Origin of the sequence: Xanthobacter autotrophicus (assembly GCF_029991245.1) — a bacterium.
In the GTDB taxonomy this organism is placed as follows: Bacteria; Pseudomonadota; Alphaproteobacteria; order Rhizobiales; family Xanthobacteraceae; genus Xanthobacter; species Xanthobacter autotrophicus_C.
The window spans coordinates 22,211-41,713 of record NZ_JAIVFO010000020.1 but is presented as its reverse complement, the minus strand read 5'-3'; the positions used below and the strand labels follow the sequence as shown (position 1 = coordinate 41,713).

Annotated in this window: 12 protein-coding genes; 3 read left to right on the top strand and 9 right to left on the bottom strand. The window is 70.0% G+C overall.

All coding sequences use genetic code 11. The features are described 5' to 3' along the window. The coding region (locus K9U41_RS05925) for an AsmA family protein (protein WP_282639929.1) at nt 1–3,452 on the bottom strand (3,452 nt) is incomplete at its 3' end. A 63-nt stretch (nt 3,453–3,515) separates the two neighbouring features. Then, nucleotides 3,516–4,928: an FAD-binding oxidoreductase gene (locus K9U41_RS05920; RefSeq protein WP_282639928.1), complete on the bottom strand. Its 1,413-nt coding sequence runs from the start codon at nt 4,926–4,928 to the stop codon at nt 3,516–3,518. A 214-nt stretch (nt 4,929–5,142) separates the two neighbouring features. Here K9U41_RS05920 and K9U41_RS05915 point away from each other — a divergent pair, with 214 nt between their 5' ends. Beyond that, nucleotides 5,143–5,652 carry a thioesterase family protein gene (locus tag K9U41_RS05915; protein WP_012113444.1) on the top strand — a complete coding sequence of 170 codons (510 nt, stop codon included), beginning with the start codon at nt 5,143–5,145 and terminating at the stop codon, nt 5,650–5,652. A gap of 170 nt (nt 5,653–5,822) precedes the next feature. Beyond that, the gene (locus K9U41_RS05910; RefSeq protein ID WP_282639927.1) at nt 5,823–5,996 is read left to right on the top strand and encodes a hypothetical protein; all 174 of its coding nucleotides are present in this window, start codon (nt 5,823–5,825) and stop codon (nt 5,994–5,996) included. Nucleotides 5,997–6,186: 190 nt separating this feature from the next. On the opposite strand, the gene K9U41_RS05905 is transcribed toward K9U41_RS05910, so the two are convergent. The 6 genes from K9U41_RS05905 to K9U41_RS05880 form a co-directional block, all read right to left on the bottom strand. Then, complete coding sequence (locus K9U41_RS05905) at nt 6,187–7,098, bottom strand: 50S ribosomal protein L11 methyltransferase (RefSeq protein ID WP_282639926.1); 912 nt, start codon at nt 7,096–7,098, stop codon at nt 6,187–6,189. A 141-nt stretch (nt 7,099–7,239) separates the two neighbouring features. After that, nucleotides 7,240–9,663, bottom strand: coding sequence for an ATP-dependent helicase (locus K9U41_RS05900; RefSeq protein ID WP_282639933.1), 2,424 nt, complete (start codon nt 9,661–9,663; stop codon nt 7,240–7,242). 146 nt (nt 9,664–9,809) lie between these two features. Further along, the gene (locus K9U41_RS05895) at nt 9,810–10,043 is read right to left on the bottom strand and encodes a hypothetical protein (RefSeq protein ID WP_282639925.1); all 234 of its coding nucleotides are present in this window, start codon (nt 10,041–10,043) and stop codon (nt 9,810–9,812) included. Between the two features lie 93 nt (nt 10,044–10,136). Beyond that, complete coding sequence (locus K9U41_RS05890; RefSeq protein ID WP_282639924.1) at nt 10,137–10,490, bottom strand: cupin domain-containing protein; 354 nt, start codon at nt 10,488–10,490, stop codon at nt 10,137–10,139. A gap of 10 nt (nt 10,491–10,500) precedes the next feature. Then, a complete protein-coding gene (locus tag K9U41_RS05885) occupies nt 10,501–11,910 on the bottom strand; it encodes an MFS transporter (protein ID WP_282639923.1) in 1,410 nt (469 codons plus the stop codon). 149 nt (nt 11,911–12,059) lie between these two features. Next, the gene (locus K9U41_RS05880; protein ID WP_282639922.1) at nt 12,060–12,359 is read right to left on the bottom strand and encodes a hypothetical protein; all 300 of its coding nucleotides are present in this window, start codon (nt 12,357–12,359) and stop codon (nt 12,060–12,062) included. A gap of 190 nt (nt 12,360–12,549) precedes the next feature. Here K9U41_RS05880 and K9U41_RS05875 point away from each other — a divergent pair, with 190 nt between their 5' ends. Next, nucleotides 12,550–14,373 (top strand): AI-2E family transporter, encoded by a 1,824-nt coding sequence (locus tag K9U41_RS05875; protein ID WP_282639921.1) that lies wholly within the window; start codon nt 12,550–12,552, stop codon nt 14,371–14,373. Between the two features lie 123 nt (nt 14,374–14,496). On the opposite strand, the gene K9U41_RS05870 is transcribed toward K9U41_RS05875, so the two are convergent. Continuing rightward, nucleotides 14,497–19,332: an NAD-glutamate dehydrogenase gene (locus K9U41_RS05870; protein WP_282639920.1), complete on the bottom strand. Its 4,836-nt coding sequence runs from the start codon at nt 19,330–19,332 to the stop codon at nt 14,497–14,499. Nucleotides 19,333–19,503: the final 171 nt, after the last annotated feature.

Genomic DNA, 19,503 nt, shown 5'->3' with positions numbered 1-19,503 from the left:
GGCTGAGCCTGCGCAGGCAGGGCCGGCATGGGAGGGGCCGCCGGCGCGAGGGCGGCCGGGGCGGGAATTGCAGGCGCGGCGACGGGCTGGGCCGCCGGCGCCGCCACAGGCTGTGTCTCTGGCGTGGTGCGGCCCTGGCGCTCTTCCAGCCGGCGTGTCTCGCGCTCGATGGCGCGCATGGCGATGACGCTGGTGAGGGCGGGGGCGTTCACCCGCCGTTCGGGCCCCGCCACCGGGCCGCGCCAGACGATGCTGCCGCCCGGTGCGCCGCCGGCGCCTTCTGGGGCGTCCAGGTCCACGGTTGTATCCAGGGCAAGGCGGGCCAGATCGAAGCTGCCATTGAAGCCCACGCGCACGCCATCGGCGGTGGCACGGGCCGGGGAGAGGCGGGCAACGCCGTTCACCACGCCCAGGGTGGTCTCGACGAAGCCGATGCGCAGCGGTCCCTTGGCAAGGGCGCGATCGAGCATCTGCGCCGCGCGCCGCTCGTCGGGGGGCGGCGAGAGGCCGGCGGCATCCGCCAAGGCCTGGTCGAGGCCGGCCGGACTGGCGCCGTCGATGACGAGGTCGCGCACGCCCAGCGTGCCCTGGCCGGAGAGGTTCTGCACCACAGCCAGCACGCTGCGGCCGGACCCGCCGAGATCCACCAGCAGGTTGACCTTGCCCTTGGGGGCTGAGCGCGCGCCGGTGGGCGCCAGCAGCGCCGCTGCATCCACCTGCTCCAGCACGAGGCGGCCGTCCGCCTGCACGCCGTCGGCCTGCCGGCGCAGGCGCAGGGCCGCCGCCGCCCGTCCGCCGCCGAAGCTGCCGGCCATGTCGCGCACGTCGAGGTCGGCGCCGTCGCTGCCCAGCACCAGGCGGCCGTTGCCCAGAACGTAGGGACCCGCCATGGCAAGGCGGGCGGCGGTCAGCTCCAGATTGAGGGCGAAGCCCGAAACCGCCGCCGGCTGCAGGCGCGCCGCACTCCAGGCGCCGGCGCCTGCCGGCTCTGCGCCGGTGCGGGCGGCGAACATGCCGAGAATGCGCGGCAGGGAGAGGCTTTCAAACGCGAGCTTGCCGCCGATGCGCGGCACCGGGCCAGGCTCGAACTCGATGTTGCCCGAAACCGGCGCGGCGGCCAGCGAACCGGTGATGGTATCGAGCCGCCACACCCCGCCGGTTCGGGCGAGGGTGAAGGCGAGGGCCGTGGGCACCGGGCCTTCCACCGCCGCCGTGGCCTGGGGCAGCATGCGGCCGAGGTCGCCGCCGTCGAGCCGCACGGCAAGGCTGGGCGCGATGGCGCCGCCGGCGAGGCGCGCGGTGCCTTCCGCCTGGGCGGTCATGTCGGCGAGGGTGAGGCGGCCGCGCACCTGCGCCTCGTCCTGGGTGAGGGGGGAGACGGACAATTCCACATGGGCCGGGCCGAGGCGCGGGCCGAGCCCTTCGATACCGAAGGCCGCGAGGGCGCGCGCGCCGTCCGTGGCATCGGCCTTGAGCGCGATGCGCAGGGGCACCCCGGCATTGCTGCGGGCGAAGGTGACATCGCCGGACACCTGCCCGAGCGTGCCGGCCACCGCGATGTTGCGTCCGCCGGCCTCGCTCCACACCACGGTGCTGGAAAGCTTCACCGGGGCGGCGATGGGCTGGAGGGTGGCCAGCACCTGCGCCGTCTGCTCGCCGGCCACGAGGCGGGCGAGGGGGACGAGCCCGTCCGCCTTGGCGCCGGACAAGGCGAAGTTGAACTCGCCGCGCGGCGTGGTGGAGAAATTCTCCATGCGCCCCGCGCCTTCGAGGCGGATGCCGGCAAGATCGTCCATGACGATGCGCGACAGCCGCCAGTTGCCGCCGGTGGCCGCCGCATCGAGGGCGAGGCCGCGCAGGGGCAGGCCGGAGATGGTCAGGTTGCGCCCGTCCAGCGTCAGGGCGCCATCCGCGCCGCCGCCCACCGCCGCCGCGGCGGTCTGGAGCGCGGCCACCAGCGGGTCGAGGTCGAAGCCGTCGAGGGACAGCTTGAGATTGAGCTTGGGCGGCGCGCCGGCATCGAACGCCGCCACCGCGGAGCCGCGGACCCGGCTCGCCGCGAAGGTGGCGTCGAGGCCGTCCACGGCGATCCGCGTCGGCCCCGCATTGACCTTGCCGGTGATGCGCACCGGGCCTTTGGCCGCGGCAACGTATTCGCGCGGCGCGGTGGGCGCCGCCCAGCGCAGGAAGATGGCGGGGTCGTCCGCCGAGAAGGTGACGGTGCCGTCGAAGCCGCCGCCGCCGGGCCCGCGCGTGGGCTTGCCGGAAATGCGCAGCGCCGCCTTGCCGGGAAGCTGCGCCTCGGCATTGTCCACCCGCCAGCCGGCGGCGGAGCCGGAAATATCGGCGCGCACATCGCGCACCAGCGTGCCGCCGAGCATCAGCTGCTCCACCGACAGGCCGACGCGGGAGGCGATATCCGGCGCCGGCAGGGCCGCGACGCCGGCGAGGAAGCGCGCCAAAGCGGCGGCGGGGTTCTGGTCCGCCGGAGCCTTGTCCTTGGCCGCGTTCGGCACGCCGTCGGTGGCGGCGCGCAGGGCGTCGAGGTCGAGGCTGCGGGCGTTGAGCACGGCGTCGAGCCCCACCGCGCGACCCAGCGCGAGGCGGGCGGAGCCGGAGAGCTGGGCCGGCGTCTGCGCCCCGCCCAGGGCAAGGTCGAGGCTGTCGGCGAGCACGGCGTCGGGGCTGGCCTTCAGCGTGCCGGACAGTTGCCACGCCTCCAGCCCCTCGCCGCCGTGGCGCGAGAGAATGGCGCGGCCCTCGAATTTCGGCTTGGCGCCGGCGAAGGCGAGGCCGCCGTCGAGGTCGAGGGCATAGGGCCGGTTGCGGCCGTCGAGCACGAGGCGCAGGCGGCCGGTGCCGTCATCGCCGATCTTGCCGAGGGTGGAGCGGATGGCGAAGCGCGCGCCCTGGGCCTCCACCTCGCCGTCCAGGCGGAAGGGGCCGGACAGCGAGCGCGCCTCGCCCTTCAGGTTGAGGCCATCCAGGGTCTGGGTGTGGTCGGAGGCGCGGTCGAGGATGTCGAGGGTGCCGTCCTTCACCTCGAACCGGGCGATGGAGAGGGCGGCGGGGCGCTGGGCGCCGGTGGGCAGGGCAAGCCGTCCGGCGCTGTCGATGACGAGGCGGATCTGCGGCCGGTCCAGGCTGACGCCGGTGGCTTCCACGTCACCGCGCAGCAGGGCGCCGAGGGACAGTTCCGCCCGCAGCGCCTTCACCGTGCCGCCGGTGGAAACCACATCGCCGAGGGTGACATCCCGCAGCAGGATGCGCGGGGCAGGCAGGATCTCGGCCTCGATGGGGCCGCGGATGACCACCGGAACGCCGAGCGCCTGGCTGATCTGCGTCTCGAACGTGCCGCGCCAGGCGTTCCAGTCCACCACGAACGGGGCTGCGAACGCCCCGCCGATGGCCAGGATCACCGCCGTGGCGAGGCTGATCAGTATGCCCTGCACGCGTGTCTCCCCCTAAGGTCCCCCTCATATGGGGAACCTGTTCCCTATGCGCAGGGAATGCGATCAGATCGCGACGATCTTGCCCGGATTCATGATGTTTTTGGGATCCATGGCGCGTTTGATGGAGCGCATGACCTCCAGCGCCTCCTCGCCATGCTCGGGCAGCATATATTTCATCTTGCCCTGGCCGATGCCGTGCTCGCCGGTGGAGGTGCCGCCCATGGCGAGCGCCCGTTCCACCAGCCGCTTCATATAGAGCTTGGCCTTGGCGAAGTCCTCCGGGTCGTCCACGTCCACCATGAGCGTGGTGTGGAAGTTGCCATCGCCCACATGGCCGACGATGGGGGCGATGAGGCCCATCTCCTCGATGTCGCGCTTGGTCTCCATGACGCATTCGGCCAGCCGCGAGATGGGCACGCACACGTCGGTGGCCACCGCCTTGGCGCCCGGTCGCAGCGGCAGCACCGACCAGTAGGCATCGTGCCGGGCCTGCCAGAGCTTCGAGCGCTCCTCCGGCTTCACCGCAAACACCGAGGGACCGCCGCCGAATTCGGCCGCCAGTTCGCCGAAGCGGTCGGCCTGCTCGTGGACGCTGGCTTGCGTGCCGTGGAACTCCAGGAACAGGGTGGGCGTCTCGGCGAGGGCGAGCTTGGCGTAGGCGTTGGAGGCCTTCACCTGCACTTCGTCCAGAAGCTCGATGCGGGCCACCGGGATGCCGCTCTGGATGGTGGCGATGACCGTGTTGCAGGCCGCCTCCACACTGGGGAAGGGGCAGACGGCGGCCGAGACCGCCTCCGGAATGCCGAACAGGCGCAGGGTGATCTCGACAATGATGCCCAGCGTGCCCTCGGCGCCCACATAGAGGCGGGTGAGGTCGTAGCCGGCGGAGGACTTGCGGGCGCGGGTGGCGGTGGTGATGACCTCGCCGGTGGGGGTCACCACCTTCAGGGAGAGGACATTGTCCTTCATGGTGCCGTAGCGCACCGCATTGGTGCCCGAGCAGCGGGTGGAGGCCATGCCGCCGATGGAGGCGTCGGCGCCGGGATCGATGGGGAAGAACAGGCCCTGGTCGCGCAGCTCCTCGTTCAGCCGCTTGCGGGTGACGCCGGGCTCGACCACGCAGTCGAGGTCTTCCGTGTTGACCGCGACGATGCGGTTCATGCGCGAGAGATCCACGCAGATGCCGCCATAGGGCGCGTTCACATGGCCTTCCAGCGAGGTGCCCGCGCCCCACGCGATCACCGGCACCTCATAATCCGCGCAGGCCCGGACCACGGCCTGCACATCCTCTGTGCATTCGGCGAAAACCACCGCATCTGCCGGCTCATTGGGCAGGTAGGTGGTAACGTTAGCGTGTTGTTCCCGGACGGCGAGACCGGTCACGACTTTGTGATCAAGCTCGGCCTTCAGCCGTTCGACGACGGCAAAGCTTCTTTCGAGAAGCGTCAGCTCGGATTTCGCGGCTGCAACAACCATTTACGATTCCTTAACTTTGCCTCGCACCTGCCGGCCGGGGGCCGGGCAGGGGCCTTGGAGTCATCCCCAGAAATAGCTCGTTTTGAGCCATATTGAACTTGACAGTGACTTTTGTGATTCGTCTGTCGCGCCGTTTTGGAGCGTGACGAATGCCTTTTCTCGCGTCACAGTGTGTTCATCAGCGGCACATTAATGCAGATGAAGCGAGGCGGCCATGCTTGACCGGATCGACTTTGAGCCCGTGTTTTTCGCTCCGTTCGTGTCCTCCGCCATGAAGGTGGAGGGGGAGTGGATCGATTATAATGGTCATCTGAACGTGGCCTATTACACGCTCATTTTCGATCGTGCCGTGGATGAGGCGCTTTGCCTGCTGGGCCTTGGCCCGACCTATGCCGCCAAGCGCGGCGCCTCCTTCTTCACTGCGGAAAGCCATATCCGCTACCTGAAGGAACTGGCGCCCCATTCCCCGGTTCGGGTCACGCTCCGCCTCGTGGATTATGACGAGAAGCGTCTGCACCTGTTCCAGACGCTGCATCATGCCTCGGAAGGCTGGGTCTCCGCCACGACCGAGCAGATGGTGCTGCATGTGGACCTGCGCACCCGCCATGTGGCGCCGTTCCCCGATGACGTGCTGGAGCGCATCGCCACCATGCGCGCCGCCCACGCCGCCCTGCCGCCGCCCGAGGGCCTCGGGCGCCAGGTGACCATGCCGGCGCGCTACTGAAGCCAACGGCCCCGGCCCGGCGCCGGGGTCCGCCGGTCGCCGTCCCAGGCAAATCTCTTTCCTTGCGCTCGGCGCAGGGCAGGCATGTCGGTTGACGAGTTCTGCTGCGGTGCTCCGAGGGATATATTGCACTGCAAAAGGGCAACAGAGCCCATTTGCAGGAGGCCTCTATGAGCGCCGTCACCTATACCGACAAGTTCGTCCGCACCTCCAAGGTTGCCCCTTCTGCCAAGAAGGGCTTTTTCGCCCGCTTCCTCGCGGCCGTCGTCGCGGCCCGCATGGAGCAGGCCGAACTCGAATACGCGCGCTACGTCCAGATCCACGGGCGCGATCCCGTCGCCTGAGGCGTTCCGGCCGGATCGCGCGTCGATCCGGTGTTGAACGTGAGGGGACCGGTCTGTCGCCCCGGTTGCGAAGCAATCCGGGCGGCACATGCGCTGGCCGCTGGCCGGCCATCACACTTGTCATTGACTGCCCGATTGACCGCTCGCACCTGCTCGGCGCGGGCGGGTTCGGCATCGGTCATCCCGATCTTCAGCGCAGGGGACGCCCCGCATCCGTGGCGAGGGTGAGCGTCGCCCAGCCCTCGATGTGCCGCTGCGACACCAGGCGAAGCCCCTGGGCGCGATAGGCCGCGAGCGCCGCCGGCACCTGCGCCGACAACAATCCCGACAGCACGATGCGGCCGCCCGGCGCCAGCAGCCGGCGCAGCGGCCGCGCCAGCCGCTTCAGCGGCGGCAGCAGGATATTGGCCAGGATCAAATCGTAGGGACCGCCCGCGCGGAGCACCCGCGCCCCGGCCCCCGCCGCGTGGATCATCTGCACGCCCGGCGCCTTGTTGGCCTTGGCGTTGGCCCGTGCGGTGCGCACCGCGATGGTGTCGATGTCGCTGCCCACCACATGGGTGTGAAACAGCCGGTCCGCGGCGATGGCGAGCACGCCGGTGCCCGTTCCCACGTCCAGCACCCGCCTTGGAGCGCCGCGCCGCGCCGCATCGGTGATGGCGTGGAGGCAGCCCTGGGTGGTGCCGTGGTGACCGGTGCCGAAGGCCAGCGCCGCCTCGATCTCGATGCCGATGAGGTTCGGCCCCACCCGCCCGCGATCATGGCCGCCATGGACGACGAAGGTGCCCACCCGCACCGGTGCGAGGCCTTCGAGGCTCGCGGCGACCCAGTCCTTCTCTTCCACGTCGCCGAAGGTGACGCCTTTGGCGATCTCCGGCCCGGCGGCGATCTCCACCATCTCCATGAGCCGCTCGGGGTCGAAGGCGGCCCCGGCATAGACCTCCACCACCCAGTCATTTTCCGTGCGCTCGAAATTGGCCACCGCCACCTCGGCGGGATCGAACGTCTCGGAAATCATGTCGGAGATGCGCTGGGCGGCGACGCGCGGCGCTTCCACCCGCATCACATGGGTGGCGTCGTTGGGGGGGAGGCCTTCGAGCATGGGTGCGCAATCATCCGTTCATCTTGAGGGCATCGGCTTCGGGTTCCCCGCCGTACGGTTGCGCCCGGCCGCCTGCGCCGCATAGAGGCGCTTGTCGGCCGCATCCATCGCGTCCGTCAAGGTGCCACCGGCGTCCGGCGCTCACACCTTGTCGACGAAGGTTTCCAGCACCCGCTTCTCGCCGGCCTTGTCGAACTGCACCGTCAGCTTGTTGCCGTCGATGCCGGTCACCTCGCCATAGCCGAACTTGATGTGGAACACCCGCTCTCCGGTGCTGAACGCCGAGGCTGTCCCGGTGGAGGTGGCCACCAGCGTGCCCTCGATCACCAGGGGGCCGCGCCGGGCGGAGCCGCCCGCATCATAGCGTCCGCTGCGCTCGGAGAAGCCGCTGCGGGAAGGGCCGGAATCGGTGCGGCTGCGATTGCTCTGCGCCCGCTGCCAGCCGGGGGTGGAATAGGACGAGGCGGAAAACGGCTCGGCCCGGTCGAAGCGGCTCTGCCCGTAGCTGCCGCCGCCATAGCTCGACCCGCCCCAGCCGGCGCCGCCGCGGCTTTCCTCCACCCGCACATGGGCGTCGGGCAGTTCGTCGAGGAAGCGGGAGGGGACCGTGGAATTCCACATGCCGTGGATGCGCCGGTTGGAGGCGACGAAGATCCGCGCCGAGGCCCGCGCCCGGGTGATGCCCACATAGGCGAGGCGGCGCTCTTCCTCCAGCCCGGCCTTGCCCTGCTCGTCCAGCGCGCGCTGGTGGGGGAACAGGCCCTCTTCCCAGCCGGGCAGGAAGACGGTGTCGAACTCAAGCCCCTTGGCGGAATGCAGGGTCATGATCTGCACCGCATCCTCGCCGGCGCCGTTGTCGGTGTCCATGACCAGGGAGATGTGCTCGAGGAAGCCGGAGAGGTTCTCGAACGGCTCCATGGAGCGCACCAGCTCCTTCAGGTTCTCCAGCCGCCCGGCTGCTTCCGCCGAGCGGTCCTTCTGCCACATCTCGGTATAGCCGCTCTCGTCCAGCACGATCTCGGCCAGCTCGGTGTGGGACAGCACCCGCGCCTGCTCGCGCCAGCGGCCGAACGCGTCCACGAGGCCGCGCATGGTGGCGCGCACCTTGGGCTTCAGCTCCTCGCTCTCGGTCAGCACGCGGGCGGCTTCCTGCAGCGGCAGGCCGGCGGCGCGGGCCACATCGTGGATCTGCTTGACGGTGGCATCGCCGAGGCCACGCTTGGGCACGTTGACGATGCGCTCGAAGGCGAGGTCGTCGGCGGATGAATTCACGCAGCGCAGATAGGCCAGCGCATCGCGGATTTCCGCCCGCTCGTAGAAGCGCGGGCCGCCGATGACGCGGTAGGGCATCCCCAGCGTGACGAAGCGATCCTCGAACTCGCGCATCTGGAACGAGGCGCGCACCAGTATGGCGATCTCGGACAGGCGATGCCCGGCGCGCTGCAGGGCCTCGATCTCCTCGCCGACGGCGCGCGCTTCCTCGCCCGAATCCCAGGCGCCGGTGACGGTGACGGGCTCGCCGTCCTCACCTTCCGAAAACAGGGTCTTGCCGAGCCGGCCCTCATTGTGGGCGATGAGATGGGCGGCGGAGGCGAGGATGTGGCCGGTGGAGCGGTAGTTGCGCTCCAGCCGGATCACCTTGGCGCCGGGAAAATCGCTCTCGAAGCGCAGGATGTTGTCCACCTCCGCCCCGCGCCAGCCATAGATGGACTGGTCGTCGTCGCCCACGCAGCACACGTTCTTCGAGCCCTGGGCAAGCAGGCGCAGCCACAGATACTGGGCCACGTTGGTGTCCTGATACTCGTCCACCAGCAGGTACTTGAAGCGCTTGTGGTATTCGGCGAGCACGTCCGGATTTTCGCGGAACAGGCGGATGCCCTCCAGCAGCAGGTCGCCGAAATCCACCGCATTCAGCGCCTTCAGCCGCGCCTGGTAGGCGGCATAGAGGGTGCCGCCCCGGCCGTTGGCGAACACCGCGCCCTCGCCGGGGGGCACGTCCTTCGGCGACAGGCCGCGGTTCTTCCAGCTGTCGATGGTGGAGGCCAGAAGCCGCGCCGGCCAGCGCTTCTCGTCGATGTTCTCGGCGGTCAGCAACTGCTTGAGCAGGCGGATCTGGTCGTCGGTGTCGAGGATGGTGAAGCCGGATTTCAGCCCCACCAGTTCGTGGTGCCGCCGCAGGATGCGCACGCCGATGGAGTGGAAGGTGCCGAGCCACGGCATGCCCTCCACCTGGTCGCCCACCATGGCGTGGATGCGGTCCTTCATCTCCCGCGCCGCCTTGTTGGTGAAGGTCACCACCAGGATCTGGGAGGGATAGGCCCGGCCCTGGGACAGGATGTGGGCGACGCGGGCGGTGAGCACCCGCGTCTTGCCGGTGCCGGCGCCGGCCAGCACCAGAAGCGGGCCGTCCAGCGTCTCCACGGCTTCGCGCTGTTCGGGATTGAGGCCGTTGAGATAATCCGGCGTGGGCGCGACAGCAGCGGTGGCCCGCGCGGCGATGCCGCCCGCGCGCGGGGCGGGACGCTCGGGCGCCGGTTCAGCCGGACGCCGGCGCGGATCGGTCAACTGGGTCACGGGCAAACTCTCGCAAGGCCTGATTCTCTGTTGAGAACAAAATGGCACTCAATGGCGGCGATTGCGAGGGCGGCAATTGCGAGGCGCGCGATTGCGAAGGCGGCTCGCCATCCTTTGCCGGACGGTCACTTCGCGGGTCATTTCAGGACGTCGAGCGTACCCTCGCGGCGCCATGTGCGGGCCCGCAGGCGAGGTGCCAGCCACCACGACAGGGGCAGGGACACGATGGCGGTTCCCCCCACCACCCAGGGCATGAGCTCCATGGCCTCGCGCGAGAGCGGCGTGAGCAGCAGCAGAAGAATACCTGCGAAAAACAGCACCGCCTGGATCATCATGAACAGCATGGCGGCGATCTGAAGCCGGACAGACATGGCTTTCACCCTTCCTGATCAAAGTCTCGGAAGAGCAACAGTTGCCGGCCCAGCAATGTTCCGGCGCGTCGGTGCCGGTCGGCGGCCTGCCGATCAGGCCGGGCGCGCGGAGGTCTGGTCGGCGGGCGCCTTGGGCAGGTGCACCACATAGAATTTGCGCACTGCCGTCACGCTCTTCCATATCCCGGTGAAGCCCGAGGGAATAAGGAAGGAGGCCCCGGCCTCGAAGGTCTCGGTGTGGCCGGAGGCGTCGGTGAGTTCCACCGTGCCCTCGATGAGGACGCAGAATTCGTCCTCCTCATAGCTCACGGCGATTTCGCCGGGGTGCGAGGCCCAGAAGCCGGCGGAGAAGGCGCCGGTGCGGTCCTGGTACCACTCATGCACGGTGGTGGCGGCCGCTGCCTCCACGGCCGGCTTGGGATCGAAGCGGATGGAGCGGATGGTCATGGCGGCCTCCCTATTCCCGAAGTGCTGATGTGTCGGCGGCATCATGTCCCGCCGTCCGTCCCGCCACCAGCACGGCGCCGAGGGCGAAGAAGACGACGAGGACGGCCACCCCCGCCTTCTGGCTGCCGGTGGCCGCCGTCACCAGCGCCACGCAGGTGGGCGCGGCGAACGAGGTGATCTTGCCCGAGAGGGCGAACAGTCCGAAGCATTCCGCCATGTTTTCGGCCGGCGCAAGCCGCACCAGCAGGGTGCGCGACGCCGCCTGCAGCGGACCGGCCACGGCGCCGATGAGCAGGCCGAGCCCCACATAGATTTTCTCCGGCAGCGTACCGAAGAGCCCCGTGCCCGGCGCCGTGGGCACCAGGCCGAACAGAATCGCGCCGCGGTCCACGGAGAGCAGGCCGACACTGGCAAACAGCAGCACCAGCAGCGCACCGAAGATTACCGTGCGCGGCCCCAGCGCGTCGTCGAGCCAGCCGCCGGTCAGCGCCCCCGCCGTGCCGGCGAGGGTAAGCAGGATGCCGAAGATGCCGATCTGGATGGAACCCCAGCCGAAGGTGCCCGCCGCATAGATGCCGCCGAAGGCGAACAGCGCTACCAAAGCGTCCGTATAGACCATGTTGGCGAGGAGGAAGCGCGCCAGCACCGGGCGTCCCTTCAGTCGCGGGATCAGCCGGCGGATCTCGCCGAGGCCGGTGCGGATCGCCTGGCCCATGGGCATGGCGCGCGGCGCGTCGGGCACGAACAGGAACATGGGAATGACCAGAACAGCGTACCACAGCGCCGTCAGCGGTCCGCTGAAGCGGTCGCCCTCCCGTGCCGCCGCGTCGAGCCCGAAGGCGGGTGGACGGCCAAGCAGGGTGAGGCCGGTGTCAGGCTGGGTGGCGAAGAAGGCGAGCATCAGCGCCAGCGCCACCAGCCCGCCGAAATAGCCCGCCGCCCAGCCGGCGCCGGACAGCCGCCCCAGCCGCTCCTTCGGCACCAAGGCAGGCATGATGGCATTGTTGAAGACGGTGGCGAACTCCACCCCGATGGTGCCCATGGCGAAGGCGAGCAGCACCAGCGGGATGCGCGCCGTGTTCCCCGGCTCGGCGAACCACAGCGCCGTCGCGCCGGTCATCATCAGGAGCCCGAAGGCGAAGATCCACGGCTTGCGCCGGCCCGCCGCATCCGCCACCGCCCCGAGCACCGGCGAGCACAGGGCGATGACCAGCCCCGCAGCGCCCGTGGCGAAGCCCCACAGGGCCTGCCCCTCAACCGGCGTCGCCGCCACGGCCGAGGCGAAATAGGGCGCGAAGATGAAGGTGGTGATGAGGGTGAAATAGGGCTGGCAGGCGGGATCGAACAGGATCCAGCCGAAGATGGCCCGGCGCGGGACCGGCCGGGCAGGAACAGGCAGGGAAGGGCAGGTGTCGGGCATGCCGGATCAGGATGGGTCAGGTCCGGCCAAGGGCGCACAGGACGCGCCGCCGCGCAAGAGTGCGGGCGTGGGCCGATGGCACGGGGGCCGAGGGTTCTGGACCGCTGGTTTGCGGGGCGGCCCGTCGCCGGCTGTCATGCCGGGGGCGCTTACTCCGGCAAGTCCGGCATGGGCTCGGCGCCCTTGGGAACGACGTGCTCCACCAGCGCGGCCACCGCGTCCTTGACCAGCACGGCGGCGCCGATGGGCGTGGCGGAGAAGAAGTCCTCCTTCACGGTGGTGCCGTCGGCGTCGTCGAAGGCGGAGGTGGCGGCGCGCACGCTCACGGCTTCAGTCACGAGGTAGCCGTCCTTCACCAGGTCCCGGGCCATGGCCTTGGGCGGACGCTTGTCGCGCACGTGCATCTCGCCCTCGGGGTTGCCGCGCAGCACGACGCGATAAATGAACATCCTCGTCTCCCTCGGTCATTGATGCGAACGCCCGTGGCGGCGGTGGCGTTCCGCGCCAGTACCGGACGGCCGCGGATCAACATGGCCTTGGATCAGCATGGCCTTGGATCAACGCGGCCTTGGATCGCAATGCGGAGCTGGAGCGTTGTCCCTTTCGCGCGGCGGTACGCGCGGGGAAAGGGTTTCGGTGATGCTGCGTTCGGGTGACCCCTCCATCAAGATGCCCCTGCTCGGAAGCGGGCAGGACCGCCTCGTCACCTTCTTCGCCGCCATCGCCATCGTGACTGTGATTTACCTGGGGCGCGACGTGTTCGTGCCTATCGCGGTGGCGATCCTGCTCGCCTTCGTGCTGGCGCCGGTGATCATGGTGCTGCGCCGCATCCGCATCCCGCGCACGGCTGCGGTGGTGGCGGTGGTGCTGGTCACCTTCCTCGGCCTCATGGCGCTCGGCGGGATGATCGCCCTGCAGGTCACCGACCTGGTGGCCGAACTGCCCCAGTACCGCATGAACATGCGGGACAAGATCAAGTCCCTGAAGGAGGCCGCCGGCGGCTCCGGCACCTTCGAGCGCACCATGGACCTGATCCAGGACCTCAGCCGCGAGATCGACGGTGCCGAGGCCGGGCAGGGGCTTGCGGGCGCCGCCGACGGGCGGCCGGTGCTGGTGGAGGTTCACCAGCCGCCGCCGGGCACGCTGGGGACACTCTCGGCGGTAGTGGCGCCGCTGCTGCATCCCCTCGCCACCTTCGGCATCGTCTTCATCTTCGTGCTGTTCATCCTGCTCCAGCGCGAGGACCTGCGAAACCGCTTCGTGCGGCTCGCGGGGGCGCACGATCTCCAGCGCACCACGGCGGCCCTCGACGATGCGGGGAGCCGGCTGTCGCGGTTCTTCCTGGCCCAGGTGGCGCTCAATGCCGCCTTCGGCGTGGTCATCGGCCTTGGCCTGTGGGCCATCGGCGTGCCGAGCCCGTTCCTGTGGGGCCTGGCGGCGGCGGTGCTGCGCTTCGTGCCCTACATCGGCGCGGCCATTGCCGCGGCGCTGCCCATCGGCCTCGCGCTGGCGGTGGACCCCGGCTGGACCATGGTGCTCTCCACCGCCGCCCTGTTCCTGGTGGTGGAGCCGGTGGTGGGCCATGTGATCGAGCCCTTGCTCTACGGCCGCTCCACCGGCCTGTCGCCGGTGGCGGTGATCGCGGCGGCCACCTTTTGGACCTGGCTGTGGGGGCCGGTGGGGCTGCTGCTCTCCACCCCGCTCACGCTCTGCCTGGTGGTGCTGGGCCGGCATGTGGAGAGCCTTGAATTCCTCGACGTGGCGCTGGGGGACCAGCCGCCCCTGTCGGCCAGCGAACTGCTCTACCAGCGCCTGCTCGCGGGCGATCCGCTGGAGGCGGCGGCCGCGGCCGAGGAGCACCTGAAGCAGAACTCATTTGCCGATTACGCCGACAGCGTGGCGCTGCCGGCGTTGCGCCTCGCCCAGCGCGATGCCGCCCGCGGCGTGCTGGACGACGCGCGCCAGGTCCGCCTGAAGGAAACCCTCGCGGAGCTTCTCGATTACCTGCCCGATCCGGACGACCTGGTCGGACCGCCGGCCGAGGGGACCCCTCACGTCCTCGTCCTGTCCGCCCGCTCGGCGCTGGACGAGGCGGCGGCGCTGCTGTTCGCCCACCGGCTGCGCCAATCCGGCTTGCGGTGCGAGACGCGCTCGCGGGGCGGGCTCGGCCGGCCGGTGGGCGAGGAGGTGAACCTGCTGGTCCTGTCCTATCTGTCGCCGGCGACGCCCGCACACCGGCGCTACACCATCCGCCGCCTCAAGCGCGATGCGCCGGGCCGGCGGGTGATCGTCGCCGACTGGGGCATCGACGAGGGGCAGACGGAGCGGCTCGAAGGCGAGGACGCGGTGGTCACCTCCATCGCGGCGGCGGTGGAGGCGGTGGAGGCGGTGCCTGCGCCCTCTGCCTCTGCCTCTGCCGTTCCCGCTGCCGCACCGGCTCCGCTTCGCGCCGGCGCGGCCTGATCCGGCTCACGCGTCATCGGATGCTGGCGGCGCCCGGACAAAAATGCGGCTCCGGTCGGGAACCGAGGCCGCAGGTTTCATGTCAACGGCCCCGGTCCCTGATCGGGGCCGAGCGGGTGCAGCTCAGCTCCGCACCAGGTCCGAGAGCAGGCTCGCGGCCAGCGTCAGCTTGGAGAGGCTGAGGCCGGAGGCGGCGATCTCGCGCACCGTGCGGCGCATGCGCTCCACCTCCTCGTGGCGGGCGCAGATGAAGGCGTTCACCGCGGCTTCTCCCGCCACGTCGTCCACCAGCATCAGTTCGGTGATGCGGCGCATGAAGGTCTCCAGCTGTGCCAGCGACCGGTCGAGGGCGAGACGGTCGTAATAGTCCGGCGCCAGGATGCTGCGCGCCTGCATGAACAGGTCGTCGATGGCGAAGGTGCGCCCGGCGGCGAAGAAGGTGCTGGCGGCGCTGGGGATGGACTTGCCCGTGGTCTCGGCGATGAGGGCGATGTCGGAGGCCGCCGCCAGTCCCGGCATGAAGGCGATCTTGCGGGCGAGTTCTTCCGGCACGTTGTGGCCGATGAGGTCGGCCATGCGCGCCTCGCGCTCGCGGCGCCAGGCCTCGGGCAGGCTCTCCTCCAGCACGGCGGCCACCGCCGCGATCCCGGTGCGATAGCGCTCCACCACTCCGGCGATGCCATCGGCGAAGGAGACGTTGCCGAGGAACCAGATGGTGCGCCCCACCACCAGGTCCTGCACCGCGGCGTAGAGGCCGAGCTGAACGGCGCCCGGCACCTTGGTGTCGAGGGCGTCGATGGCGGCGTTCAGCTCCGGCACGTGGTAGCTGTCGCGCACGGCGGCGAAGGCACGGGCGATGGCGGGGGCGTCGGCGCCGGTCTGGTCGGCGATCCGGGCGAGGCACGACGGCCCGCCCTGGTTCAGGATGGCGTTGGACAGGCCGGTGGCGATGATCTCCCGGTGCAGCCGATGGGTCTCGATGGCGTGGGGATAGCGCTGCTTGATCTCGCGCGGGAAGTAATTCACCAGCTCCCCGGAGAGATAGGCATCGTCCGGCACGTTGGAGGCGACGAGGTCCTGGTCCAGCGCCAGCTTGGCGTAGGCCAGCAGCACCGCCAGCTCGGGCCGGGTGAGGTGTTCCCCGCGCGAGCGCCGGTCGGCGATCTCGGCGTCGGAGGGCAGGAACTCCACCGCCCGGTCCAGCTCGCCGCGCGCCTCCAGCATCTGCATCAGCCGCTGCTGGAAGGCGAGGTCGTCGGCGCCCTTGTGCTCGGCCAGGGAGAGCGCCAGCGTCTGCAGATAATTGTTGCGCAGCACCAGGGTGCCGACCTCGTCGGTCATTTCCTTGAGCAGCGCCGCCCGGTCGGGGGCGGTCAGGTCGCCCCGCTCCAGCGGCAGGGAGAGGGCGATCTTGATGTTCACCTCCACGTCGGAGGTGTTCACGCCGGCCGAATTGTCGATGGCGTCGGTGTTGAGCTTCACGCCCCGGCGCGCCGCCTCGATGCGGGAGCGCTGGGTCATGCCGAGGTTCGCGCCCTCGCCCACCACCTTGGCGCCGAGGTCGGCGGCGGCGATGCGCACCGCGTCGTTGGCGCGGTCGCCCACCTGGGCGTCGGTCTCGCCGGAGGCGCGCACATAGGTGCCGATGCCGCCGAAGAACAGCAGGTCCACCTGCGCCTTCAGGATGGCGGTGATGAGTTCCGCCGGCGTGGCATGGGCCTTGGGGAAGCGCAGCAGGGCCCGCACCTCGTCCGGCAGCTCGATGCTCTTGGCGCTGCGCGGGAACACGCCGCCGCCCTTGGAGATGAGCGACGCGTCATAGTCCGCCCACGAGGACCGGGGCAGGTTGAACAGGCGCTGGCGCTCGGCGAAGGAGGCGGCCGGGTCCGGGGTGGGGTCGATGAAGATGTGGCGGTGGTCGAAGGCGGCCACCAGCTTGAGGGCGCGCGACAGCAGCATGCCGTTGCCGAACACGTCGCCGGACATGTCGCCCACGCCGGCCACGGTGACCGGGGTCACCTGGATGTCGATGTCCATCTCGCGGAAGTGGCGCTTCACCGCTTCCCAGGCGCCGCGGGCGGTGATGCCCATGGCCTTGTGGTCGTAGCCCACCGAGCCGCCGGAGGCGAAGGCGTCGTCCAGCCAGAAGCCGTGGCGGGCCGAGATGGCGTTGGCGGTGTCGGAGAAGGTGGCCGTGCCCTTGTCGGCCGCCACCACGAGATAGGGGTCGTCGGCGTCGAGGCGCACCGTGTTGGCGGGGTGCACCACCTGCCCGCCCTTCAGATTGTCGGTGAGGTCGAGCAGGCTGGAGACGAAGATCTCGTAGGCGGCGGTGCCCTCGGCCATCACCGCCTCGCGGCTGCCGCCGGCGGGAAGGCGCTTGGGCACGAAGCCGCCCTTGGCGCCCACCGGCACGATCACGGCGTTCTTCACCTGCTGCGCCTTCACGAGGCCGAGGACCTCGGTGCGGAAATCCTGCGGCCGGTCGGACCACCTGAGGCCGCCGCGCGCCACCTTGCCGAAGCGCAGGTGCACGCCCTCCACCCGCGGCGCATAGACGAACACCTCGTAGAGCGGGCGGGGCAGGGCGAGGCCCTCCACCTTCGCGCTCTCGAACTTGATGGCGATGGCCTCCTTGGGCCGGCCGTCCGCATCGCGCTGGTAGAAGGTGGTGCGGATGGCCGCGTCCACGAGGTTCACGAAGCGCCGCAGGATGCGGTCCTGGTCGAGGCTCGACACGTCGGAAAGTTCGTCGTCGATGGCGGCGCGCAGGGGCGCCTCGCGGGCCACGCGCGCCTCGGCGGACGCATCGAGAGCGGGGTCGAAGCGGGCGTGGAACAGGGCCACGATGGCGCGGGCCAGCGCGCCGTGGGCGTTCAGCGTCTGCCAGATATAGTCCTGCGAGAACGGGATGCCCGCCTGCCGGATGTAGTGGCCGAGGGTCCGCACCAGCGCCGCCTCGCGGAAGGAGAGGGCGGCATCGAGCACCAGGCCGTTGTAGCCGTCGTCTTCCGCCGCGCCGCGCAGCACGGCGTTGAGGCAGTCTTCCAGCCGCTCGTCGGCGCCCGCCAGGGAGATGGAGCCGCTATCGGCGCGCTCCAGCGTCATGTCGTGCAGCCAGCTGCGCGCCGCCCCGCCCGCGGGCTCGATGCGGTAGGAGCGCTCGTTGATGGCCTTGAGGCCCATGTTCTCCAGCATGGGGACGCGGGTGGAGAGGGGCAGCGGCGCGCCGAACGAGAGCAGGCGCAGGGAAATGCGCCGCTCGTCGTCGCCCGGGCGACGGTAGAAGTCGAGGGCGACGGGGCGCGCGGGTGACAGGCGCTCCAGCCGGTCGATGTCGGCGAGCGCGGTCGTGACGTCGTATGCGGCCTCGTAGCCGGGGCCGAACGCGGCGGCGTAGCGGTGCTTCAGGCGCGCCGCCATCTCCCGGTCGGTGCCGGGCAGGGCGGAGATGGCGGAGCCGAGCCGGTCGCTCCAGGAGAGCATGGCATCCGCCACTTCCTGCTCCAGCGCGGCGCGGTCCACCTCCGGAATGCGGCCGTCGCTGCGGTCGATGATGAAGTGGACGCGGATGAGCGGGATGCCGGTGACGAAGTCCTGATCGACCGATGCCACCCTGCCTCCGAAGGCCCGGGCGAGGATGGCGCCTGTCTTGTCCCGCACTTCCGCGTCGAACCGCTCGCGGGGCAGGAACACGAGGACCGAGACGAAGCGGTCGAACCGGTCCGCGCGCGCCATCACCTTGAGGCGTGGACGGTCGTAGAGGGAGAGGATCTCGCGGGCGTGGACCAGCAGCGTTTCCGTGCTGATCTGGAACAGGTCGTCGCGCGGATAGGTCTCCAGCAGGGTCTGGAGGGCGTGGGCCGAATGGCTTGCGGGTTCGAGGCCGGCCTCCTTCACCACGGACGCCGCCTTGAGCCTGAGATAGGGGATCTCACGCACCGGCTGGGTGTAGGCGGTGGCGGTGAACAGGCCGATGAGGCGCACCTCGCCCACCACGCGACCGTCGTCGTCGTGGGCCTTTATGCCCACATAGTCCATCACGTCCCGCCGGTGGACGCGGGAGCGCAGGCTGGCCTTGGTGAAGTGGAGCGGGGAGGAGGCTTCGAGGAAGGCGCGGATCTCCGGCGGCGTCACCACCGGCTTGTCGCCGAGACGCAGCTCGCGCACGACAGGATCGCGCAGGATGCCGAGGCCGCTGTTCGGCTCCGCCCTGAGGCTGCCGTCCTCGAGGAGTTCGTAGTGCCTGAGGCCGAGAAAGACGAAATTGTCCTCGGTCAGCCATTCCAGCACGTCGGCCGCCTCTTCCTGGGCGTCGGCGTCGTAGGGGCGCTTCTCGCGGCGATAGCCTTTGCTGAGGCTCCGGACCTGCTTGCGCATGGCGGCGAAGTCGTCGTTCACGACGCCCACGTCCGCGAGCACCGTTTCGAGGACGGCCTTGAGCTGCGCCCGCTCCGCCTCACCCATCGCCGGGACGTGGATGTGGATCAGGCTCTCGCGGTTCTCTTCGGACCGCTCGCCCTTTCGGGAGACAACCTCGAGCCCCGTCACGCGGCCCTCGGCGTCCCGGTCCACATGGAGGATGGGGTGGGCGGCGAGCTTCAGCTCCAGTCCGCGCTCGATGACCTCGCCGACCACGGAGGTGTAGAGGAAGGCCATGTCGTCGTTCACCGCCTCGATAACGGTGACCGGCCCGCCATGAAGCTCAGGATTGAAAATGCGCACGGAGGACTGCCCCCGGGGGCGGCTCGACACGTGGGACCAGGCCTCGGTGAGCAGCAGGGCGACACAGGATGGCGTGAGGGGCACGAGATCTTCGAGCGCCACGGCGGCAAGAAAGGTGTCGATGAAGCCCTCCGGCAAGAACGGGGCCTGGGCCGCGATCTGCGCCTTCAGATCCGTCAGGCTGGTGGGATCCCCCCAATTGATCGCGCCGGCTTGAAATCCCATGATGTTCATGGCCTTTCCCCTGTGGAGCAGCGGCCGGCTCCGGCTGCGGTGGATCCGGTAACGGGTGAGTTCCTGACCCGCGTTTTCAACCAGGCTGGCAACGCGACAATGACGAGGCGACGCTATGGCAACGAAGGTGAGGGCTGGCGTGGGCGCGGAAAAGGGCAAAAGCGGGACCGC

What these genes read in the sequence shown, in the direction of transcription:
- K9U41_RS05890 (WP_282639924.1), bottom strand. Translation starts at nt 10,490, where the DNA reads ATGACCATCCGCTCCATCCGCTTCGATCCCAAGCCGGCCGTGGAGGCA.
- K9U41_RS05910 (WP_282639927.1), top strand. Translation starts at nt 5,823, where the DNA reads ATGAGCGCCGTCACCTATACCGACAAGTTCGTCCGCACCTCCAAGGTT.
- K9U41_RS05870 (WP_282639920.1), bottom strand. Translation starts at nt 19,332, where the DNA reads ATGAACATCATGGGATTTCAAGCCGGCGCGATCAATTGGGGGGATCCC.
- K9U41_RS05875 (WP_282639921.1), top strand. Translation starts at nt 12,550, where the DNA reads ATGCTGCGTTCGGGTGACCCCTCCATCAAGATGCCCCTGCTCGGAAGC.
- K9U41_RS05885 (WP_282639923.1), bottom strand. Translation starts at nt 11,910, where the DNA reads ATGCCCGACACCTGCCCTTCCCTGCCTGTTCCTGCCCGGCCGGTCCCG.
- K9U41_RS05915 (WP_012113444.1), top strand. Translation starts at nt 5,143, where the DNA reads ATGCTTGACCGGATCGACTTTGAGCCCGTGTTTTTCGCTCCGTTCGTG.
- K9U41_RS05905 (WP_282639926.1), bottom strand. Translation starts at nt 7,098, where the DNA reads ATGCTCGAAGGCCTCCCCCCCAACGACGCCACCCATGTGATGCGGGTG.
- K9U41_RS05920 (WP_282639928.1), bottom strand. Translation starts at nt 4,928, where the DNA reads ATGGTTGTTGCAGCCGCGAAATCCGAGCTGACGCTTCTCGAAAGAAGC.
- K9U41_RS05880 (WP_282639922.1), bottom strand. Translation starts at nt 12,359, where the DNA reads ATGTTCATTTATCGCGTCGTGCTGCGCGGCAACCCCGAGGGCGAGATG.
- K9U41_RS05895 (WP_282639925.1), bottom strand. Translation starts at nt 10,043, where the DNA reads ATGTCTGTCCGGCTTCAGATCGCCGCCATGCTGTTCATGATGATCCAG.